Genomic DNA, 14,583 nt, shown 5'->3' on the forward strand with positions numbered 1-14,583 from the left:
GCCGATGCTGCGCAAGGCGACGCTGGCGTATTCGCGTTCGCGGTAGATGTCGTCCTGGCTGCGTTCGCGGGCGCGGCGTTGCTGTTCCAGCAGCGCCAGCGCCAGCCACAGCAGATAGGCCGGCAGCAGGGCGAACAAGCCGCATAGCGCGGCTTCGCCCAATGTGGCGCGTTCAAAGCACAGCTGCCGGCTCAGCAGCAGGTCATATGGCAGGCCGGGCAGGCTGTCCTGGCGTTGCAGCGTGGGGAGCCATTCGGCCAGACCGTTTGCCAGGCGTTCCCGCGCCAAGGGCAGCGCGGCGGACGTTTCGCCATCGCGCCGCAGCAATTGCACGGTGTAGCGTTGGGCGGCGGCGTCCGGCAAGGCCAGCAGCGGTTTCAAATAAATAATCTGCATGACCACGCCGGCCGACTGCTCTATCCGCACCATGGGCACCGGCGAGGGCGGCTCGACGCGGTATACGGTTTGAAATAGCGCAACGCCGGGTTCGCCATTGTAGAGCCGCAGCGTGGGGGAGATGGCTTGCATGTGGCCTAGCGCCTGGTGGATCGAGGCGCTCAGCACGCTGTCGTCCAGCAGGTCCAAGCCCATTTCGCGCCAGTCCGGGGAGGCCAGCCCCGGCTCCGCCATGCTCAGCGGCAGGTAGCGGGGGCGGACGGGCGCCTCGCGCCAGGCTGCCGGGTCGCGCCAGCTGTTGTTCTGGTCGTGCAGGTAGTCCTGTATGCGATAAGGCTTGCCCAGCGCCTGGGCCTGTTGTTGTTCGAAGCGGTTGCGTTCTGGCTGGCTGATCAGCGGCTGATAGCCGATGAAGTACAGTTGCGGCTGGTTTGGCGCAGCGGCCTGGGCCAGTTCCCGGATTTGGGACTGGCTATTCTGCGGCGCGGCGGCGGCGATCTCCTGCGCTTGGTTCTGCAGGCGCAGGCTGTCGCGCAAGGCGCGATCGGCGCTTTGCCGCAGCAGGCTGGCGGTCTCGTGGAATGCCTGGCGCTGTTGCCGGATATCCTGCAGCAGGGTGTGGCCAAACAGTATGCCGAAGGCCAGCAGCCAGCATAGGGCGCTCAGCCATTTGCTGCGGCCTGAGGCGTCTCGCAGCAGTTGCAGATGAGTAGACAGCGCGCAGAGGGCAGAGGAGCGGGGCACTTCAACGTCTGGCATGCTTCTGGCTTCGGTGGGGGCAAGTATGTGGGCGGAATGTCAATGCGGTTGAGCGCGCGCCATTATACCGGCCCCGCCCGGTATCGCGCCTAGCTGTTTTGCAATAAATGCGAGAATTTTTGCCGAATCTTGCTCAGTTTTGGCGAAATAACCAGCTGGCAATAGTCTTGCTGCTGGTTTTGCGCATAGTAATTCTGATGATAGTCTTCTGCGGGGTAGAATATGGCCGAGCCTTCCAGCCGGGTGACGATGGGCGCGTCGAATACGCCGTCCTGCTCCAGCTGGCGCATGGTTTCCACTGCGACGGCGCGCTGCGCGTCGTTCTGGCAGAAAATCACCGAGGCGTACTGGCTGCCGACGTCGTGTCCCTGGCGGTTCAGCGTGGTTGGGTCATGCACGGCGAAGAAGACTTGCAACAGGGTGGCGTAATCGATGACCGCCGGGTCGAAGGTGACGCTCACCACTTCCACATGACCGGTGGCGCCGCCGCAAACCTGTTTGTAGCTGGGGTTCGCACCCTGGCCGCCGCAATAGCCGGATACCACGCTGGCGACGCCGCGCAGCGGCGCGAAAGCCGCTTCCAGGCACCAGAAGCAGCCGCCGCCCAAAACCGCTTTTTCCATGTTTTCTCCTTCAGCTTCCATTGATTCGAGATGCCGCGCCGCGCAGTTCTGCGTCGCCAAAGGCGGCACAAGCCAGTCTGACGGTTTCCGCCTGGATTGTCACGGTGTCTTCTATCGGAACCGCGTAGCCGCCGGCCATGGTCAGCGCCAGCGCGGCATCATGGCGGCGGCAGGCATCCAGCACCATGCGGTCGCGTTCCGCCAAACCCTGCTTTGATAAGCCCAGTCGGCCTAATCGGTCGCCGTGGTAGGGGTCGGCGCCGGCCAGGTAGAACACCAGATCGGGTCGGGAGGCCTCGAACACCTGCGGCAGGGCCTGCGCCAGCGCGGCCAGATAGGCGGCGTCGTCCGTATTGTCCGGCAGGTCGATGTCCAGCGTGCTGGCCTCGCGGCGGAACGGGAAATTGCGCGCGCCGTGCATGGAAAAGGTGTAGATGCGGGGTTCGTCCGCGGTCATGGCCGCGGTGCCGTTGCCCTGATGCACATCGAGATCCACTACCAGCACGCGGCGCGCGCGCGCCTCGCTCAGCATCAGCATGGCGGCGACGGCGACGTCGTTGAATACGCAGAAGCCGCTGCCCTTGGCGCGGAAGGCGTGGTGGGTGCCGCCCGCCAAGTTGACGCCGCATCCCTCAAGCAGGGCGCAGCGGCTGGCGGCGATGGTGGCGCCGACCGAGCGCAGGCTGCGCTCGACCAGCTCCGGCGACCACGGCAGGCCGATCTCACGTTGCAGCCTGGGATCGAGCGTGCCGCTCAGCATGGCCTCTATGTAGTGCGGATCATGGGCTTGGGCCAGTTCCTGCCGCGTGGCGGCCGGCGCCGGCTCCATCCATGGCGCGGCGAAGGCCGCCACCTTGTCGGCCAGCAGCCGGTATTTTTCCGCCGGGAAGCGGTGGCCTGCCGGCAGCGGCAGCGGAAACTGGTCGGTGCGGTAGAGGCGCATCGTGCGCTCAGAGAGGCTGGATCAAGGCAAAGCGCGGCACAACGCGGCCTTCGTGCTCCACCGTTTCGGTGAACATCGCAGCCGGCCGCGCCCACAGGCCGTATTCGCCATACAGCGCGCGGTACATCACGATAGGTTCATTGGTTTCCGTGTGCATGGCGACGTCCAGTACCTGATAGAGCTGGCGATTGCGGAAATGTTGATAGATGCCGGGAGCGGGCATGCTGGCCTCCTGCTTGGGTAGAACGGGGGCCGAGGATGCCGCAAGCCGGGCGGCAGCGTCAAGGATGCTCGCTGTTCCAGTAGTAGACCCGGAAATCCCGGTCCAGGGTAAAGCCGGTGCGTTCGTACAGTTGTTGCGCCGTTTGATTGTCGTGCGCGGTCTGCAGCATGATCTCGCCGCCGCCCAGATCGCGGGCATATTGTTGACAGCGCTGGATCAGCAGCTCGCCGATGCCGCTGCCGCGCGCCTCCTGCGCGACGTAAAGGTCGTGCAGCACCCAGCAGGGTTTCAGCGTCAGCGAGGAAAAGCCGGTGTACAACAAGGCAAAGCCCTGCGGCCGTTCGTTTTCGCTGGCGATGAAGGCCACGGCCTGGCGGCGGCGTAGTCTTTCGCTTAGATAGTCCTGGCAGGCTTCAGCCGGGTGGCTGACGCGGTAAAAGCCCAGATAGGCCGTGAACAGCGGCAACCAGTCCGAGACGGATTCCGGAGTGGCAATGGCGATGGAGGCGGGCATCGGTCAATCTCCCTGATGTTTATGTTGGTGTTGGGTTACAATAACGCCCTTTTTCTCAGCAGGTTAGACAATGAAGCTGGTCCTCGCCCCCATGGAGGGTCTGGTCGACGATGTGATGCGCGATGTGTTGACCCGCATTGGCGGCATCGATTTGTGCGTCACAGAATTCGTCCGCGTCACTTCCGTGCTGCTGCCCACCCGCACCTTCATGCGGCTGGCGCCGGAGCTGGCCCATGGCGGCAAGACCCGTGCCGGCGTGCCGGTTCGCGTGCAACTGCTGGGGTCCGATCCTGCCTGTCTGGCTGAAAACGGCGCCAAGGCCGCCGCGCTGGGCGCGCCGGGAGTTGATTTGAATTTCGGCTGTCCCGCGCCGACTGTCAACCGTCACCGTGGCGGCGCGGTGTTGCTGAATGAGCCGGAACTGCTGCATCAGATCGTCGCCGCCACCCGGCGCGCGGTGCCGGCCGACATCCCCGTCACCGCCAAGATGCGGCTGGGCTACGAGGACAAGAGCCGGGCGTTGGAGTGCGCGCAGGCTATTGCCAGCGCCGGCGCCGACGAATTGACGGTGCATGGCCGCACCAAGGTGGAGGGCTACAAGCCGCCGGCGCATTGGGACTGGATCGCCCGCATCCGCGAGGCGCTGACGATCCCGGTGATCGCCAATGGCGAGGTCTGGACCTTGGACGACTATCGGGCGATCCGCGCGGAAAGCGGCTGCGGCACGGTGATGATAGGCCGTGGCCTGGTGGCCTGTCCGGATCTGGCGGCGCGCATCATCGCCGGCGGGCCGGCGCAGCCTATGGTCTGGGCGGATATGCTGCCATGGGTGGAGGACTTTTTCCGCCAATGCTGGCAGAAGTCCGCAGAGAACCGTTATCCGGCGGCGCGGCTGAAGCAGTGGCTCGGCTTGCTTAAGCGCAGCTGGCCGGAGGCGGCGGAGCTGTTTGAGCACGTGCGGCGCGAGCAAGAGGCTGAAAAGATTGAGGATATTCTAAAGGCAAAATTGGGTAAGTAGATATACTCATATCGCCAGCGGGATGTTGTTGATAACATCAAATGGCGTTGTGCTTTGGTATAAGCGCAACGTTGTAAATTCTGCCGGCCGCCTGGCTGCGGAACTTACACTTCCCCGATACCTTGCACCCTCCCTTAAAACGGGAGGGATTTTTTTTGTACTCTGTCATGAACTATTAATAAAAGAAAAGTCGTGACGGAAAATACATGGAATCCCTTCCCGCGGTCGGCTGGCTGGAAAGCCTGATGTCCATTGCCTGGCATGGATCGCTGGCCTTGTTTGTCGGCGTGACGGCCTTGTTCGCCGCGCTGCTCTATGCCTTGCGCCACGATAGCCGCACACGCGTCGCGCGCTCCATGGGAATCGCGCTGTTTTGCCTGTTGCTGATCAACTTCAATCCAACAGGCGTCGTCGGCCAAGTGCTGCGCCAGGCGGCGGTCGTGGTGGTGGGTCTGGCGCTGATCCGCGTATGGGCCATGCTGCTGTTCCGCTTGCTGATTCCTATCCTCAGACTGCATCCGTCGCGGATTCTCGAAGACATCGTCGTGACCATAGGCTATGTCGGTTGGGGCTTGGTGTTATTGCGCCTGGCCGGGCTGGATCTAAGCCACATCGTCACCACGTCGGCCGTCATCACCGCGGTGCTGGCCTTTTCCATGCAGGATACCCTGGGCAATCTCTTGGCCGGACTGACCTTGCAGTTTGACAACTCCGTCGATATCGGCGATTGGGTCAAGGCTGGCGATCTGATCGGGCGGGTGGTCGAAATCAATTGGCGCGCCACCATTCTGGAAACGCGCAACTGGGAAACCGTGGTGATTCCCAACAGCGTGCTGGTGAAGAACCACTTTTCCATCCTCGGCAAGCGCCATGGCGCCGCCAGGCAGTGGCGGCGCTGGGTCTGGTTCAATATCAATTGGGAGACGCTGCCGACGCAGATCATCAGCGTGGTGGAGCATTCCTTGCGCGAGGCCCAGCTGCCTGGCGTGGCGGAGTCGCCGGAGCCGAATTGCATCCTGATGGGCTTTGAAAACGGCTTCAGCCGCTATGCGGTGCGCTATTGGCTGACCGATCTGTCGGCGGACGACTATACCGACTCCATCGTGCGCACCCACATCGACGCGGCCCTGCGCCGGCATAATCTGCGCATGGCTTCGCCGTTCTATAACGTGCTGACGATCAAGGAGAACGAGAAGTACATCGAAGCGCGGATGAAGCGCCACCTGGAGGAGCGGGTGCTGGCGCTGCGCAAGGTGGAGTTGCTGTCGGGCCTGAACGATGAAGAGATGGTGATACTTGCCGACCGCTTGAAATTCACGCCGTTTGTCACCGGCGACATCATCATGCATCAGGGGGCGGTGGCGCACTGGCTGTATATCATGCTGTCCGGCGAGGTGGAGGTGTGGGTGACGCTGCCCGATGGCCGGCGCAAGCTGGTGGATGTGTTGAAAGCCGGCAGCTTCTTTGGCGAGATGGGCTTGATGACCGGCGAGTCGCGCAGCGGCACGGTGATCGCCCGCTCCAATGTGGAGTGCCTGAGGCTGGACAAGGAGGCGTTTCAGGCCATCCTGGTCTCGCGCAAGGAATTGGCCGAGACGATTTCGTCGATTCTGGCGGAACGGCTGGAGGAGCGACGCAGGAAAATGCCGGAAGCCCTATTGGACGAGACCGAGGGGGTGCCGCATGGCGGCGAACTGGTGGAGCGCATCCGCAATTTCTTCGGGCTGAACAAGCATTGACCCGTCCTCCTGGCTGCCATTCCTGAGCCGCGTCTTGTCATTCGCCAGGACTTCCGGCCTGGCGATGTTCAGACAAACTGCACCGGCACAAACACATGGCGGCCGGTGCGGCTTGTCAGCACCTGGGGTTGGCCTTCTATCATGGCGCGATAAGGGCGCGGCAGACGCTTCCAGTCGTTGAACTTCATCTTGATGTGATCGCTGTGCTTTCCCATGGAAGATCTCCTGTTTTTGCTTGAGCTGACAAAACAACGAGCTGTACATATGCTTGCTGCTTGGCGCGGCTTCGAGCCGCTAACAAAAATCCTGGTGCTGAGTTGCGCCGACTTGCCTCAGCCGTGAAACTGATTTTTGTTAGCCGCTCTTGGCGCGCCCTGATCCTGGGTTGCACATTCTTGGCTGGCATGCGCTGCGAGGCGTGATTGGCGACGTTTAGTCGACTTTGTGGATGACATTGGTGACCACGCCCCAGATATGAAACGACGCGTCTTCCGGCACGGTTATCGGCTGATAGGCCGGATTTTCCGGCAGCAGCCGCAGGCCATTCGGGCTGCGCTCCAGCCGCTTTACAGTGAGTTCGCCATTGAGCGCGGCCACCACCACTTTGCCGTTGCGCGGTTCGCTGACGCGCTCCACCAGCAGCAGGTCCCCATCATGGATGCCGGCGCCCTGCATCGAATCGCCCTTGACTCGCACCATGAAGGTGTCGCCCGGGCGGCTCACCAGATGCGTGTTCAGGTCGATGTCGGCTTCCTTCATGTCGTCTGCCGCGACCGGCGAGCCGGCCGGCACGCTGCCTGCGAACAGCGGCAGCGACAGCTCGCTCAACTGCGCGCCCAGGGTGCGGAAGTCGAAGGCTTGTTCGCTGTTGACGGTGCGCCAGCTGCGATAATCTTCCAGCCATTGCTGCAGAATGCCGCGCAGCGGCTCCGGCACGCGGACGGCGACGGTTTTGTCGCCGCCGAAGGCGGACTTGCGGCCGGCGCCTGAGCGTTTGCCGCCGTGCTGATTGGGTTTGTCGGTTTCCATGATTTGATTTTGTACAATATCAAATGGAATTGCAAGGATCGCGTCCGCCATGCTGGCTTGCAGGAAGGGAAAGCCTGGAAAATCAGGCATGCGGCTGTGGGGTTCAGGCCACAGTCCGCATGTTGCGGTTGGGCTAATGGTAGCTCAGTTCGTCCGTCGCCTTGCCATGGAAGATGCGGTAGACGAAGGCGGTGTAGGCGGCTATCGCCGGCAGCACGACGATGGCGACCACCAGTATCGCCCATAGCGCCTCGGCATCGCTCGCGGCCTGCCAGATCGATAGATGTTCAATCACGATGTCGGGGAAGATGCTGTAGGCCAAGCCCCAGGACGCCAGCAGCACGATGGCCACGCATAACGCAAACGGCGTCCAGCAATAGCGGTCGTCGCCGCGCGCTTGGCGCTTGGCCAGTTTCGGCAACAGCCACCACAATAGGGCGGATAACAGGCTGGCCGCCAGCGGCAGCGGAATCAGCAGCAGGAAATGCGGCAGGACAAACCATTTGGCGGCGATGGACGGGCTGGCTAACGGGGTGGCAATCGATACCAGCGCGGCCGCCAGGCTGGTTGCCAGCAGCGCGCGTCTGGCCCAGCCGTAGGCGCGCGCCTGCAATGGGCCCCTTGTTTTCAGTATCAGCCAACAGGCGCCCAGCAGGGCGTATCCGGCGCATAAGCCGGCGGCGCAGAGCCAGGCAAAGGCCCAGGCGGCCCAGCCGTTGGCGAAGCCGGTCAAGTAGCGGCCCAGCATCAGGCCCTGCATGGCTGATGCTATCAAGGAGCCGGCGAAGAAGGCGGCATCCCACCAGGCTTTATGTCCATCGGGCGCCTTGGCCCGGAAGTCGAAGGCGACGCCGCGAACGATCAGCCCGCCCAGCATCAGGGCCAGCGGCTGATACAGCTCGTAAGACACCAATGCGTTCGCCGCGGGGAAGGCCGATAGCAGCAGGCCGATGCCCAGTACCAGCCACGTTTCGTTGGCATCCCAGAAGGGGCCGATGGTGGCGATCATGCGGTTTTTGTCGGCGCGCTCCACGCTGGGCAGGAGCAAGCCTATGCCCAGGTCGTAGCCGTCCAGGATGACGTAAATGATCATCACCAGGGCCAGCAGGCCGGCGAAGGTGATGGGAAGCCAGTAATCTAGCGGCATGCGAATTTCTCCTGTTTTTCTTGGAGCCGCGGCGAGCCTGCCGGACAGGCCGCCTTCTTGGCCATGTGAAACAAGGCTGCCACGTAGGCGGCCACCAGCGCGGCATACAGCGCCAGATACATGGTCAGGCTGGATGTCAGCATGGCCGGCGTGGCGCCGCCGGCGGCTTCTGCTGTGGTGAGCACTCCATTGACCAGCCAGGGTTGGCGGCCGATTTCGGAGACATACCAGCCGGCCAGGGTGGCGATCCAGCCGGAGAAGGTCATCAGAGTCAATATGCGCAGCATTGCACTCGACAGCGTGCCGCGCTTTCTCAACTGCCAGGCGGCCAGCCAGGACGTGAGCAACATCAGGGCGCCGACGCCCACCATGGCGCGGAAGCTCCAGAACACTTTTGCCACCGGCGGATGCTGGGCAAACTCGTTAATCCCCTTGATTTCGCCTGTGGTCTCGTGGGTGAGGATCAAGCTGGCCAGGCCGGGAATGCCCAGCGCATGGTCGTTGCTGTGCGTGTCTTCGTTCGGTAGGGCGAAGACCAGCAGCGGGGCGGATCGCTCGGTGCGCCAGACGCCCTCCATCGCCGCCAGTTTGGCCGGTTGCACTTCGCGGGTTTTCAGGCCGTGCAAGTCTCCCGCCACAAACTGCAGCGGAGTCAGCAGGGCGGCGGCGTAGACGCCGGTTTTCAGCGCCAGCCGGTTGCCTTCGCTGGCGTCGCCGTTCAGCCGGCGATAGGCCGACAGGCCAGCCAGCAGAAACGCCGCGGTGAGGCCGGACGCGATGAGCATGTGCGCGAAGCGGTATGGCGCAGAGGGGTTGAAGATCACATCGAACCAGCTGGTCACCACGGCATGGCCATTGACCATCTTGAAACCCGCCGGCGTCTGCATCCAGGAGTTCAGCGTCAGAATCCAGAACGTGGACAGCGTATTGCCGAACGCCACCAACAGGGTGGCTAGGGTATGGGCTCGTTCCGACAGCCGCGAGCGTCCGAACAGCATCACGCCGAGAAACGTGGCTTCCAGAAAGAAGGCGGTGAGGATCTCGTAGGACAGCAAGGGTCCGGCGACATTGCCGACCACGCGCATGAAGCCAGGCCAGTTGGTGCCAAACTGGAAGCTCATGGTGGCGCCGCTCACCACGCCCAGCGCGAACGATAGCGCGAATACCTTGATCCAGAAGGCGTAGGCGTCCATCCAGCCCTGACGGCCGGTTTGGGTATAACGCAGCTTGAAGAACAGCAGCAGCCAGCCCAGCGCGACATTGATGCTGGGAAAGAGAATGTGGAAGCTGATATTGGCGCCGAATTGCAGGCGCGCCAGTGTCAGCGCATCGAATCCGTTCATGGGTTCTCCCGGGGCGCGTCGGCGTCATGGCGTGAAGTCCCATGCGCGCGGACGCAAAAATGGCCGGACCCGCCGCGGTGAGCGGTTCCGGCCATCGTGTTGCGATTTATGGTGGAGGCGTCGAGGGCGCTTACTTGGCGAGGTGCCGGCGCAGCCAGTAGTCGGCGCTGATGTAGCGCCCGCCGCCGTAGAAGAACAGCACCAGCAGCATGATGAAGTAGGTGGCGGCGAACTCGATGCCGTTATTCAGGATCACCGGGTCGCCCAGTTCGGTGATGTAGTTGTATCGGCCTGGGAAGTTCTCGGCCAGCCAGGACAGAAATCCGGCCAAGCGCTGGCTGGATTCCATGCTTTTGTCGGCGATGGCCAGCCAGCCGCGCGGCAAGTGCACCATGGCGCTGGCGGCGCTCATCAGTACCATCATCGGGATGGCCATGACGCGGGTGAACAAGCCTAGCGCGATGCACAGCAGCCCCAATACCTCGGTAGCCGCCGCCAGGAAGGCAAACGCCACCGGAAACGGCAGGCCAAGGCCGCCCTCGCTGGCCGGCGCGCCGAACCAGGCGACCGCCGCGCTGAACCCGACAACCTTCGAATGGGCGCCGACATAGATCACCGGCAGCAGGTAGAGGCGGATGCCCAGCAGGGCGATGAAGTCATATCGTTGGCAGGCGGCAACCACCCGGTCGAATCCGTTCATTATTTTGGCAATCATTTTCATACTCCTTGTGTTGCGGCCGGACGGCGCGGGCTTCTGTCCATGGGTGCCATGCTCGGCTGGCGTGTCTGGACCAGTCCGGTCGCGATGGCGTCAAGCAGCCATTGGCGCAGCGGCGCCGCGTCCGCGATCGCGCAGGCGGCTTTCAGCGACGCGTAGCCGCGCGGCGTCTCCAGCCCGGCTAGCACATGGCGGTCGAAACGGTTCAAAGGTTTTTGGCGCACCTGGTGGCGGGCGTCGCGGAAAATGGCGAATGCGCCTGACAGGCCCGCCGCCTTCAGATCCAGCTCGATGCAGGTCAGCGTGGGATTGAGCGACAGGACGGCATCGTCGAGCGGCTCCCCGCTTGGCGGCTCGACCACGGCTGGGTCGATCTCCGCTTTCAGCAGCACCCACTCGTACTCCAGGCACTGCCGCAGCGCGGCGGGCGCAGTGGGTTGCATGAAAACCAGAAACTCGGTGGCGATGTGGTGGAATTCCGGCGCGCTGGCCGAGTGGTGAGCCAGAAAGCCATCTACCTGCCGGCGCAGGGTGGCGGCGTCGACCTGGCTGACGTACAGCGGAAATACGTGCTTCACCACCTCCTCGATATTGCTGTGCAGGAAATCCCGGTACAGCTTGATGGCCGGCGTGAGCTCGCCGGCATCGGTTTGGGGCGCGCGCAGCAGTCGGTTGAAGCGCCGGCCCGCCTCCAGCGTTGAATGGGCGTTCATGACATATCCTTTCTGCTCAGGCGGCCTGAGGCGCAGGCTGGCCTATCCATTTGCGCAGCCCGATCGCTTCGTCTCGCAGCTCAGGCCAGCCTGGAATGTGGTTGTCCCGTTCCAGCACCAGTGGCCGCGGGCCGTGCAGGGCTACGGTCTGTCGCGCCAGTTCAAGCACCTCGCCGCATACCGCGGCGCCGTGGGTATCGATCAGCACGCCATCGTCGCCGCGCCAGTGGCCGGCGATATGGAAGTAGCGGATGGCCGGCGACGGCAGGCTGGCGATAAAGCCTTGCGGGTCGTAGCCATGATTGGCGGCGTTGACGTAGACATTGTTGATGTCCAGCAGCATCTGGCAGCCGCTTTGCTCGAGGACGCGGCGGATGAAAACGGCCTCGTCCATTTGGCCGGCATGGCAGTGGTAGTAGCTGATGTTTTCCAGCACCAGCGGCCGCTGCAGAATGTCCTGCGCCTGTTTGATCTTGGCCGCGATCCGGTCCGCCATTTCCTCGCAGCGCGGTATGGGCAGCAGATCGTACAAATAGCCCTGCCGGTCGCGGGAGTAGCTCAGGTGGTCGCTGTAGATGTCTATCCGGTAACGATCGAGAAAGCGCTTCACCCGCGCCAGGAAGTCCGTATCCAGCGGCAGCGTGTCGCCTATCGACAGGCTGAGGCCATGGGCGACCAGCGGGTACTTTTCCGATAGCCGCTCAAGCTGCTCGCGTTTGCGGCCGCCGACGTCCAGCCAGTTTTCGATTGTCAGTTCCAGAAAGTCGATGCCGGGCTGCGGATCTTGATCGGCCAGCCATTGCGCGTGCTCGGCGCGCAGTCCGACGCCGATGGCTGTGGGGCTTATTGACCGCATACCCCCTCCACCATCTTGCAGCGGGGCGGAACAGGTTGTATGCCTTGTCCGGTCTTGCCGCATTTGCCATCGCGGGCGCGTACCAGCTGGTCTTGCGGGTCGTGCTGGATGTCGGCCTTCTCGTACATTTTCACCGTGCCGCATTTGCCGCTGGCGCATTTGCCGCCGTTGCCGCTTTCGCTTTGCACCGTTTTTGCGGGCTGAGAAGGCTCGGCCAGCACAGGCTCGGCGTTCAGGCCGATCAGCGATGTCATGGCAATGGAAAGAATGATCTGGTTTTTCATATTGGGCCTCACGGAATTCAGGTTTTTGGAAGTCAGCGCACTGGGAAGCACGACAGGTCGCGGCTGGCGTATATCGGGCCGGAGTAGAGTTTCCGAATGATCCGGATGGATTGATCCTTCACCCGCAGGCTCTTGCCCATGAAGTGGTTCAGCACCAGCTGTTTGGGTTTTACCGCTGCGGCGATGCGGCCGATGGCGGACGGTTTGGCGTGCAGGAAAGCCGAGGATGGGTCGGCCTGTTCGTCGATGGCCAGCGGCATCACCAGGATGTCAGCGTTTTGGGCGAATTCGAGGAAGTTGGGATTGCTGCCGTTCTGATCGGCGGAGATCACGATGCGGCCGTCGGGCGTATCGATGCGATACGCGAGCGCCGGCACCTTGCCGTGAGGAATGCCAAGCGCGCTGATGGTGATGCCGTCTTTGTCGTATACCTTGGTGGGCATTGCCTTGTGGTAATTCACATCGGCGAGTTTCACTTTCAGCGGAATGTCTCCGCTGCCGGAATAGATTCCAGACAGGTAGGCGTAGGCGCCGTTTTTGGCATTGAACTGGGCATGCATGAAGCCGCTCAGACTGGGGAAGCCCGCGCCGCCGGCCGGGCCCGCGATATCAATCTGGTGCGGCGCGCGGAAAAAATAGCTGCCCTTCAGCAAGGCAGGCAGGTCGGTGACATGGTCGGTGTGGAAATGGGTCAGGCCGATGAAGCTGACATCCTCAAGCCGGGCGCCGGATTGGCCAAAGCGGAGGTAGGCTCCGCCGCCGGCATCGATCAGCGCCACCGGCTTGTTCTTCCACCAGATCAGCGAGGCGGATGAGGCTCTGCCATCGTCGGAAATGGGGCCGCCAGACCCCAGCAGCTGTAGCGTGTAACGCTTGTTTTCACATTGGGTTGGGCTGGCGGCCGCCGCGGCGGCCGCGCAGGCCAGGCTGAGCGACGCAACGAGCATGCGGATTTTCATTTTCGTACTCCTTGGCTGGGCGCGGCGTCAGAATGGGGCGTGAGGCAGCAAGTACGCTTCAAAGTACATTTTTCCTTGATTTAAGCTAAATTTGCTGCGTTTTTGCCGATGATGCTGACGATTGCGCCTTGATGATGGTCAAAGCTTATCATTGATCATGTATTGATATAATTTATAAATTTAATATAAATAAGTAGTATTTCTAATATTTTGACCCATAGCCCATCGGTATCCGCGCTTGTCAGGGCGTCATACGATTATTAATATACGTTTCATATATTGTTTGCTTACTGGAGGCGAGCCATGGGCATCGTCAAAATTTCCGAGCAGATGCATGACAATCTGCGTACCGCCAGCGAGGCGCTGAGCCGCTCCATCAATTCCCAGGCCGAGCACTGGCTGCGCATCGGCATGCTGGCGGAGCTGCACCCGGATTTGCGCTACAGCGAGATCTGCCAGCTGTTGCTGCGCGCCAGCCAAGGCGGCGCCGGGCTGGACCTGCCGCGGCAGGGCGAGGAGGTGGCGCGATGAGCCGTGTGGTGATCAAGTCCCCAGCCGAGGTGGCCAAGGCGCGCGAGGCGGGCAAGCTGGTGGCGGAGCTGTTGGCCATGATAGGCGAGCATGTGAAGCCCGGCGTCAGCACTGAGGAGCTGGATGCGCGTTGCCATGAGCACATCGTTAAGGTGCAGCGCGCCAAACCGGCCAATGTGGGCTACTACGGCTATCCCAAGACCATCTGCGCCTCGGTCAACCAGGTGGTGTGCCATGGCATTCCATCGCCCAAGCAGATTTTGCGCGACGGCGACATCATCAATATCGACGTGGCGGTGATCAAGAACGGCTGGCATGGCGACAGCAGCCGGATGTTCTATGTCGGCACGCCCAGTCCGGAAGCGAAGCGTCTGGTGGAGACCTGCTATGACGCGATGCGCGCCGGCATCCGCGCGGTGCGCCCGGGCGCTTCGCTCGGCGACATCGGACACGCCATCCAGACCCTGACCGAGGGCGCCGGCTTCAGCGTGGTGCGCGAATATTGCGGCCACGGCATCGGCAAGGTGTATCACGAGGAACCGGAGGTGCTGCATTACGGCCGTCCGGGCATCGGCATGAAACTGAAGCCAGGCATGGTGTTCACCATCGAGCCGATGATCAACGCCGGCCAGGCGTCCACTCGCCAGCTGGGCGACGGCTGGACGGTGGTGACGCAGGATGGCTCGTGGTCCGCCCAGTGGGAGCATATGGTGGCGGTTACCGATCATGGCTATGAGGTGTTGACGCCATGGCCGGACGGAACCAACGGTTACCCTGCGATAAGCTGA

Annotated in this window: 18 protein-coding genes; 4 read left to right on the plus strand and 14 right to left on the minus strand. The window is 62.5% G+C overall.

The window, feature by feature from the left end:
- The 5 genes from C2134_RS12610 to C2134_RS12630 form a co-directional block, all read right to left on the minus strand.
- Positions 1 to 1,155, minus strand: a 1,155-nt coding sequence (locus tag C2134_RS12610; RefSeq protein ID WP_146042155.1) for a CHASE domain-containing protein, incomplete at its 3' end; no start/stop codon positions are given.
- Between the two features lie 89 nt (positions 1,156 to 1,244).
- Complete coding sequence (msrA, locus tag C2134_RS12615; RefSeq protein ID WP_103320539.1) at positions 1,245 to 1,778, minus strand: peptide-methionine (S)-S-oxide reductase MsrA; 534 nt, start codon at positions 1,776 to 1,778, stop codon at positions 1,245 to 1,247.
- Between the two features lie 10 nt (positions 1,779 to 1,788).
- Complete coding sequence (locus C2134_RS12620) at positions 1,789 to 2,721, minus strand: histone deacetylase family protein (RefSeq protein WP_103320540.1); 933 nt, start codon at positions 2,719 to 2,721, stop codon at positions 1,789 to 1,791.
- Between the two features lie 7 nt (positions 2,722 to 2,728).
- On the minus strand, positions 2,729 to 2,944 hold the full coding sequence (locus C2134_RS12625) for a DUF1653 domain-containing protein (protein WP_103320541.1): 216 nt from the start codon (positions 2,942 to 2,944) through the stop codon (positions 2,729 to 2,731).
- Between the two features lie 58 nt (positions 2,945 to 3,002).
- On the minus strand, positions 3,003 to 3,458 hold the full coding sequence (locus C2134_RS12630) for a GNAT family N-acetyltransferase (protein WP_103320542.1): 456 nt from the start codon (positions 3,456 to 3,458) through the stop codon (positions 3,003 to 3,005).
- A 70-nt stretch (positions 3,459 to 3,528) separates the two neighbouring features.
- Here C2134_RS12630 and C2134_RS12635 point away from each other — a divergent pair, with 70 nt between their 5' ends.
- Positions 3,529 to 4,476 carry a tRNA dihydrouridine synthase gene (locus C2134_RS12635; protein ID WP_103320543.1) on the plus strand — a complete coding sequence of 316 codons (948 nt, stop codon included), beginning with the start codon at positions 3,529 to 3,531 and terminating at the stop codon, positions 4,474 to 4,476.
- Positions 4,477 to 4,682: 206 nt separating this feature from the next.
- Positions 4,683 to 6,215 carry a mechanosensitive ion channel family protein gene (locus C2134_RS12640; protein ID WP_103320544.1) on the plus strand — a complete coding sequence of 511 codons (1,533 nt, stop codon included), beginning with the start codon at positions 4,683 to 4,685 and terminating at the stop codon, positions 6,213 to 6,215.
- A 68-nt stretch (positions 6,216 to 6,283) separates the two neighbouring features.
- Here C2134_RS12640 and C2134_RS21720 read toward each other — a convergent pair whose 3' ends face one another.
- The 9 genes from C2134_RS21720 to C2134_RS12680 form a co-directional block, all read right to left on the minus strand.
- A complete protein-coding gene (locus C2134_RS21720; RefSeq protein ID WP_169829033.1) occupies positions 6,284 to 6,430 on the minus strand; it encodes a hypothetical protein in 147 nt (48 codons plus the stop codon).
- Between the two features lie 217 nt (positions 6,431 to 6,647).
- Complete coding sequence (locus tag C2134_RS12645) at positions 6,648 to 7,244, minus strand: LexA family protein (RefSeq protein ID WP_103320545.1); 597 nt, start codon at positions 7,242 to 7,244, stop codon at positions 6,648 to 6,650.
- A 133-nt stretch (positions 7,245 to 7,377) separates the two neighbouring features.
- Positions 7,378 to 8,391, minus strand: a complete 1,014-nt coding sequence (locus C2134_RS12650; RefSeq protein ID WP_103320546.1) for a cytochrome d ubiquinol oxidase subunit II — start codon at positions 8,389 to 8,391, stop codon at positions 7,378 to 7,380.
- Entirely contained in the window at positions 8,382 to 9,734 is a 1,353-nt protein-coding gene (locus C2134_RS12655) for a cytochrome ubiquinol oxidase subunit I (protein WP_103320547.1), read from the minus strand. The genes C2134_RS12650 and C2134_RS12655 overlap by 10 nt, the downstream gene beginning before the upstream one ends.
- A gap of 130 nt (positions 9,735 to 9,864) precedes the next feature.
- Positions 9,865 to 10,449: an HvfX family Cu-binding RiPP maturation protein gene (locus C2134_RS12660; protein WP_103320548.1), complete on the minus strand. Its 585-nt coding sequence runs from the start codon at positions 10,447 to 10,449 to the stop codon at positions 9,865 to 9,867.
- Between the two features lie 2 nt (positions 10,450 to 10,451).
- Positions 10,452 to 11,165, minus strand: coding sequence for an HvfC/BufC family peptide modification chaperone (locus C2134_RS12665; RefSeq protein ID WP_103320549.1), 714 nt, complete (start codon positions 11,163 to 11,165; stop codon positions 10,452 to 10,454).
- A gap of 16 nt (positions 11,166 to 11,181) precedes the next feature.
- Positions 11,182 to 12,021 (minus strand): MbnB/TglH/ChrH family RiPP precursor modification enzyme, encoded by an 840-nt coding sequence (locus tag C2134_RS12670; protein ID WP_103320550.1) that lies wholly within the window; start codon positions 12,019 to 12,021, stop codon positions 11,182 to 11,184.
- Positions 12,009 to 12,305, minus strand: coding sequence for a hypothetical protein (locus C2134_RS12675; protein ID WP_046156474.1), 297 nt, complete (start codon positions 12,303 to 12,305; stop codon positions 12,009 to 12,011). Before C2134_RS12675 ends, C2134_RS12670 begins: the two co-directional genes overlap by 13 nt.
- Before the next feature lie 32 nt (positions 12,306 to 12,337).
- On the minus strand, positions 12,338 to 13,264 hold the full coding sequence (locus tag C2134_RS12680) for an MBL fold metallo-hydrolase (RefSeq protein WP_103320551.1): 927 nt from the start codon (positions 13,262 to 13,264) through the stop codon (positions 12,338 to 12,340).
- A gap of 303 nt (positions 13,265 to 13,567) precedes the next feature.
- Between C2134_RS12680 and C2134_RS12685 the strand changes: the two genes are divergently transcribed.
- Both C2134_RS12685 and map read left to right on the plus strand, forming a co-directional pair.
- On the plus strand, positions 13,568 to 13,795 hold the full coding sequence (locus C2134_RS12685) for a ParD-like family protein (protein WP_103320552.1): 228 nt from the start codon (positions 13,568 to 13,570) through the stop codon (positions 13,793 to 13,795).
- The gene (map, locus tag C2134_RS12690) at positions 13,792 to 14,583 is read left to right on the plus strand and encodes a type I methionyl aminopeptidase (protein WP_103320553.1); all 792 of its coding nucleotides are present in this window, start codon (positions 13,792 to 13,794) and stop codon (positions 14,581 to 14,583) included. Before C2134_RS12685 ends, map begins: the two co-directional genes overlap by 4 nt.

This window comes from Chromobacterium sinusclupearum (assembly GCF_002902845.1).
Classification (GTDB): domain Bacteria; phylum Pseudomonadota; class Gammaproteobacteria; order Burkholderiales; family Chromobacteriaceae; genus Chromobacterium; species Chromobacterium sinusclupearum.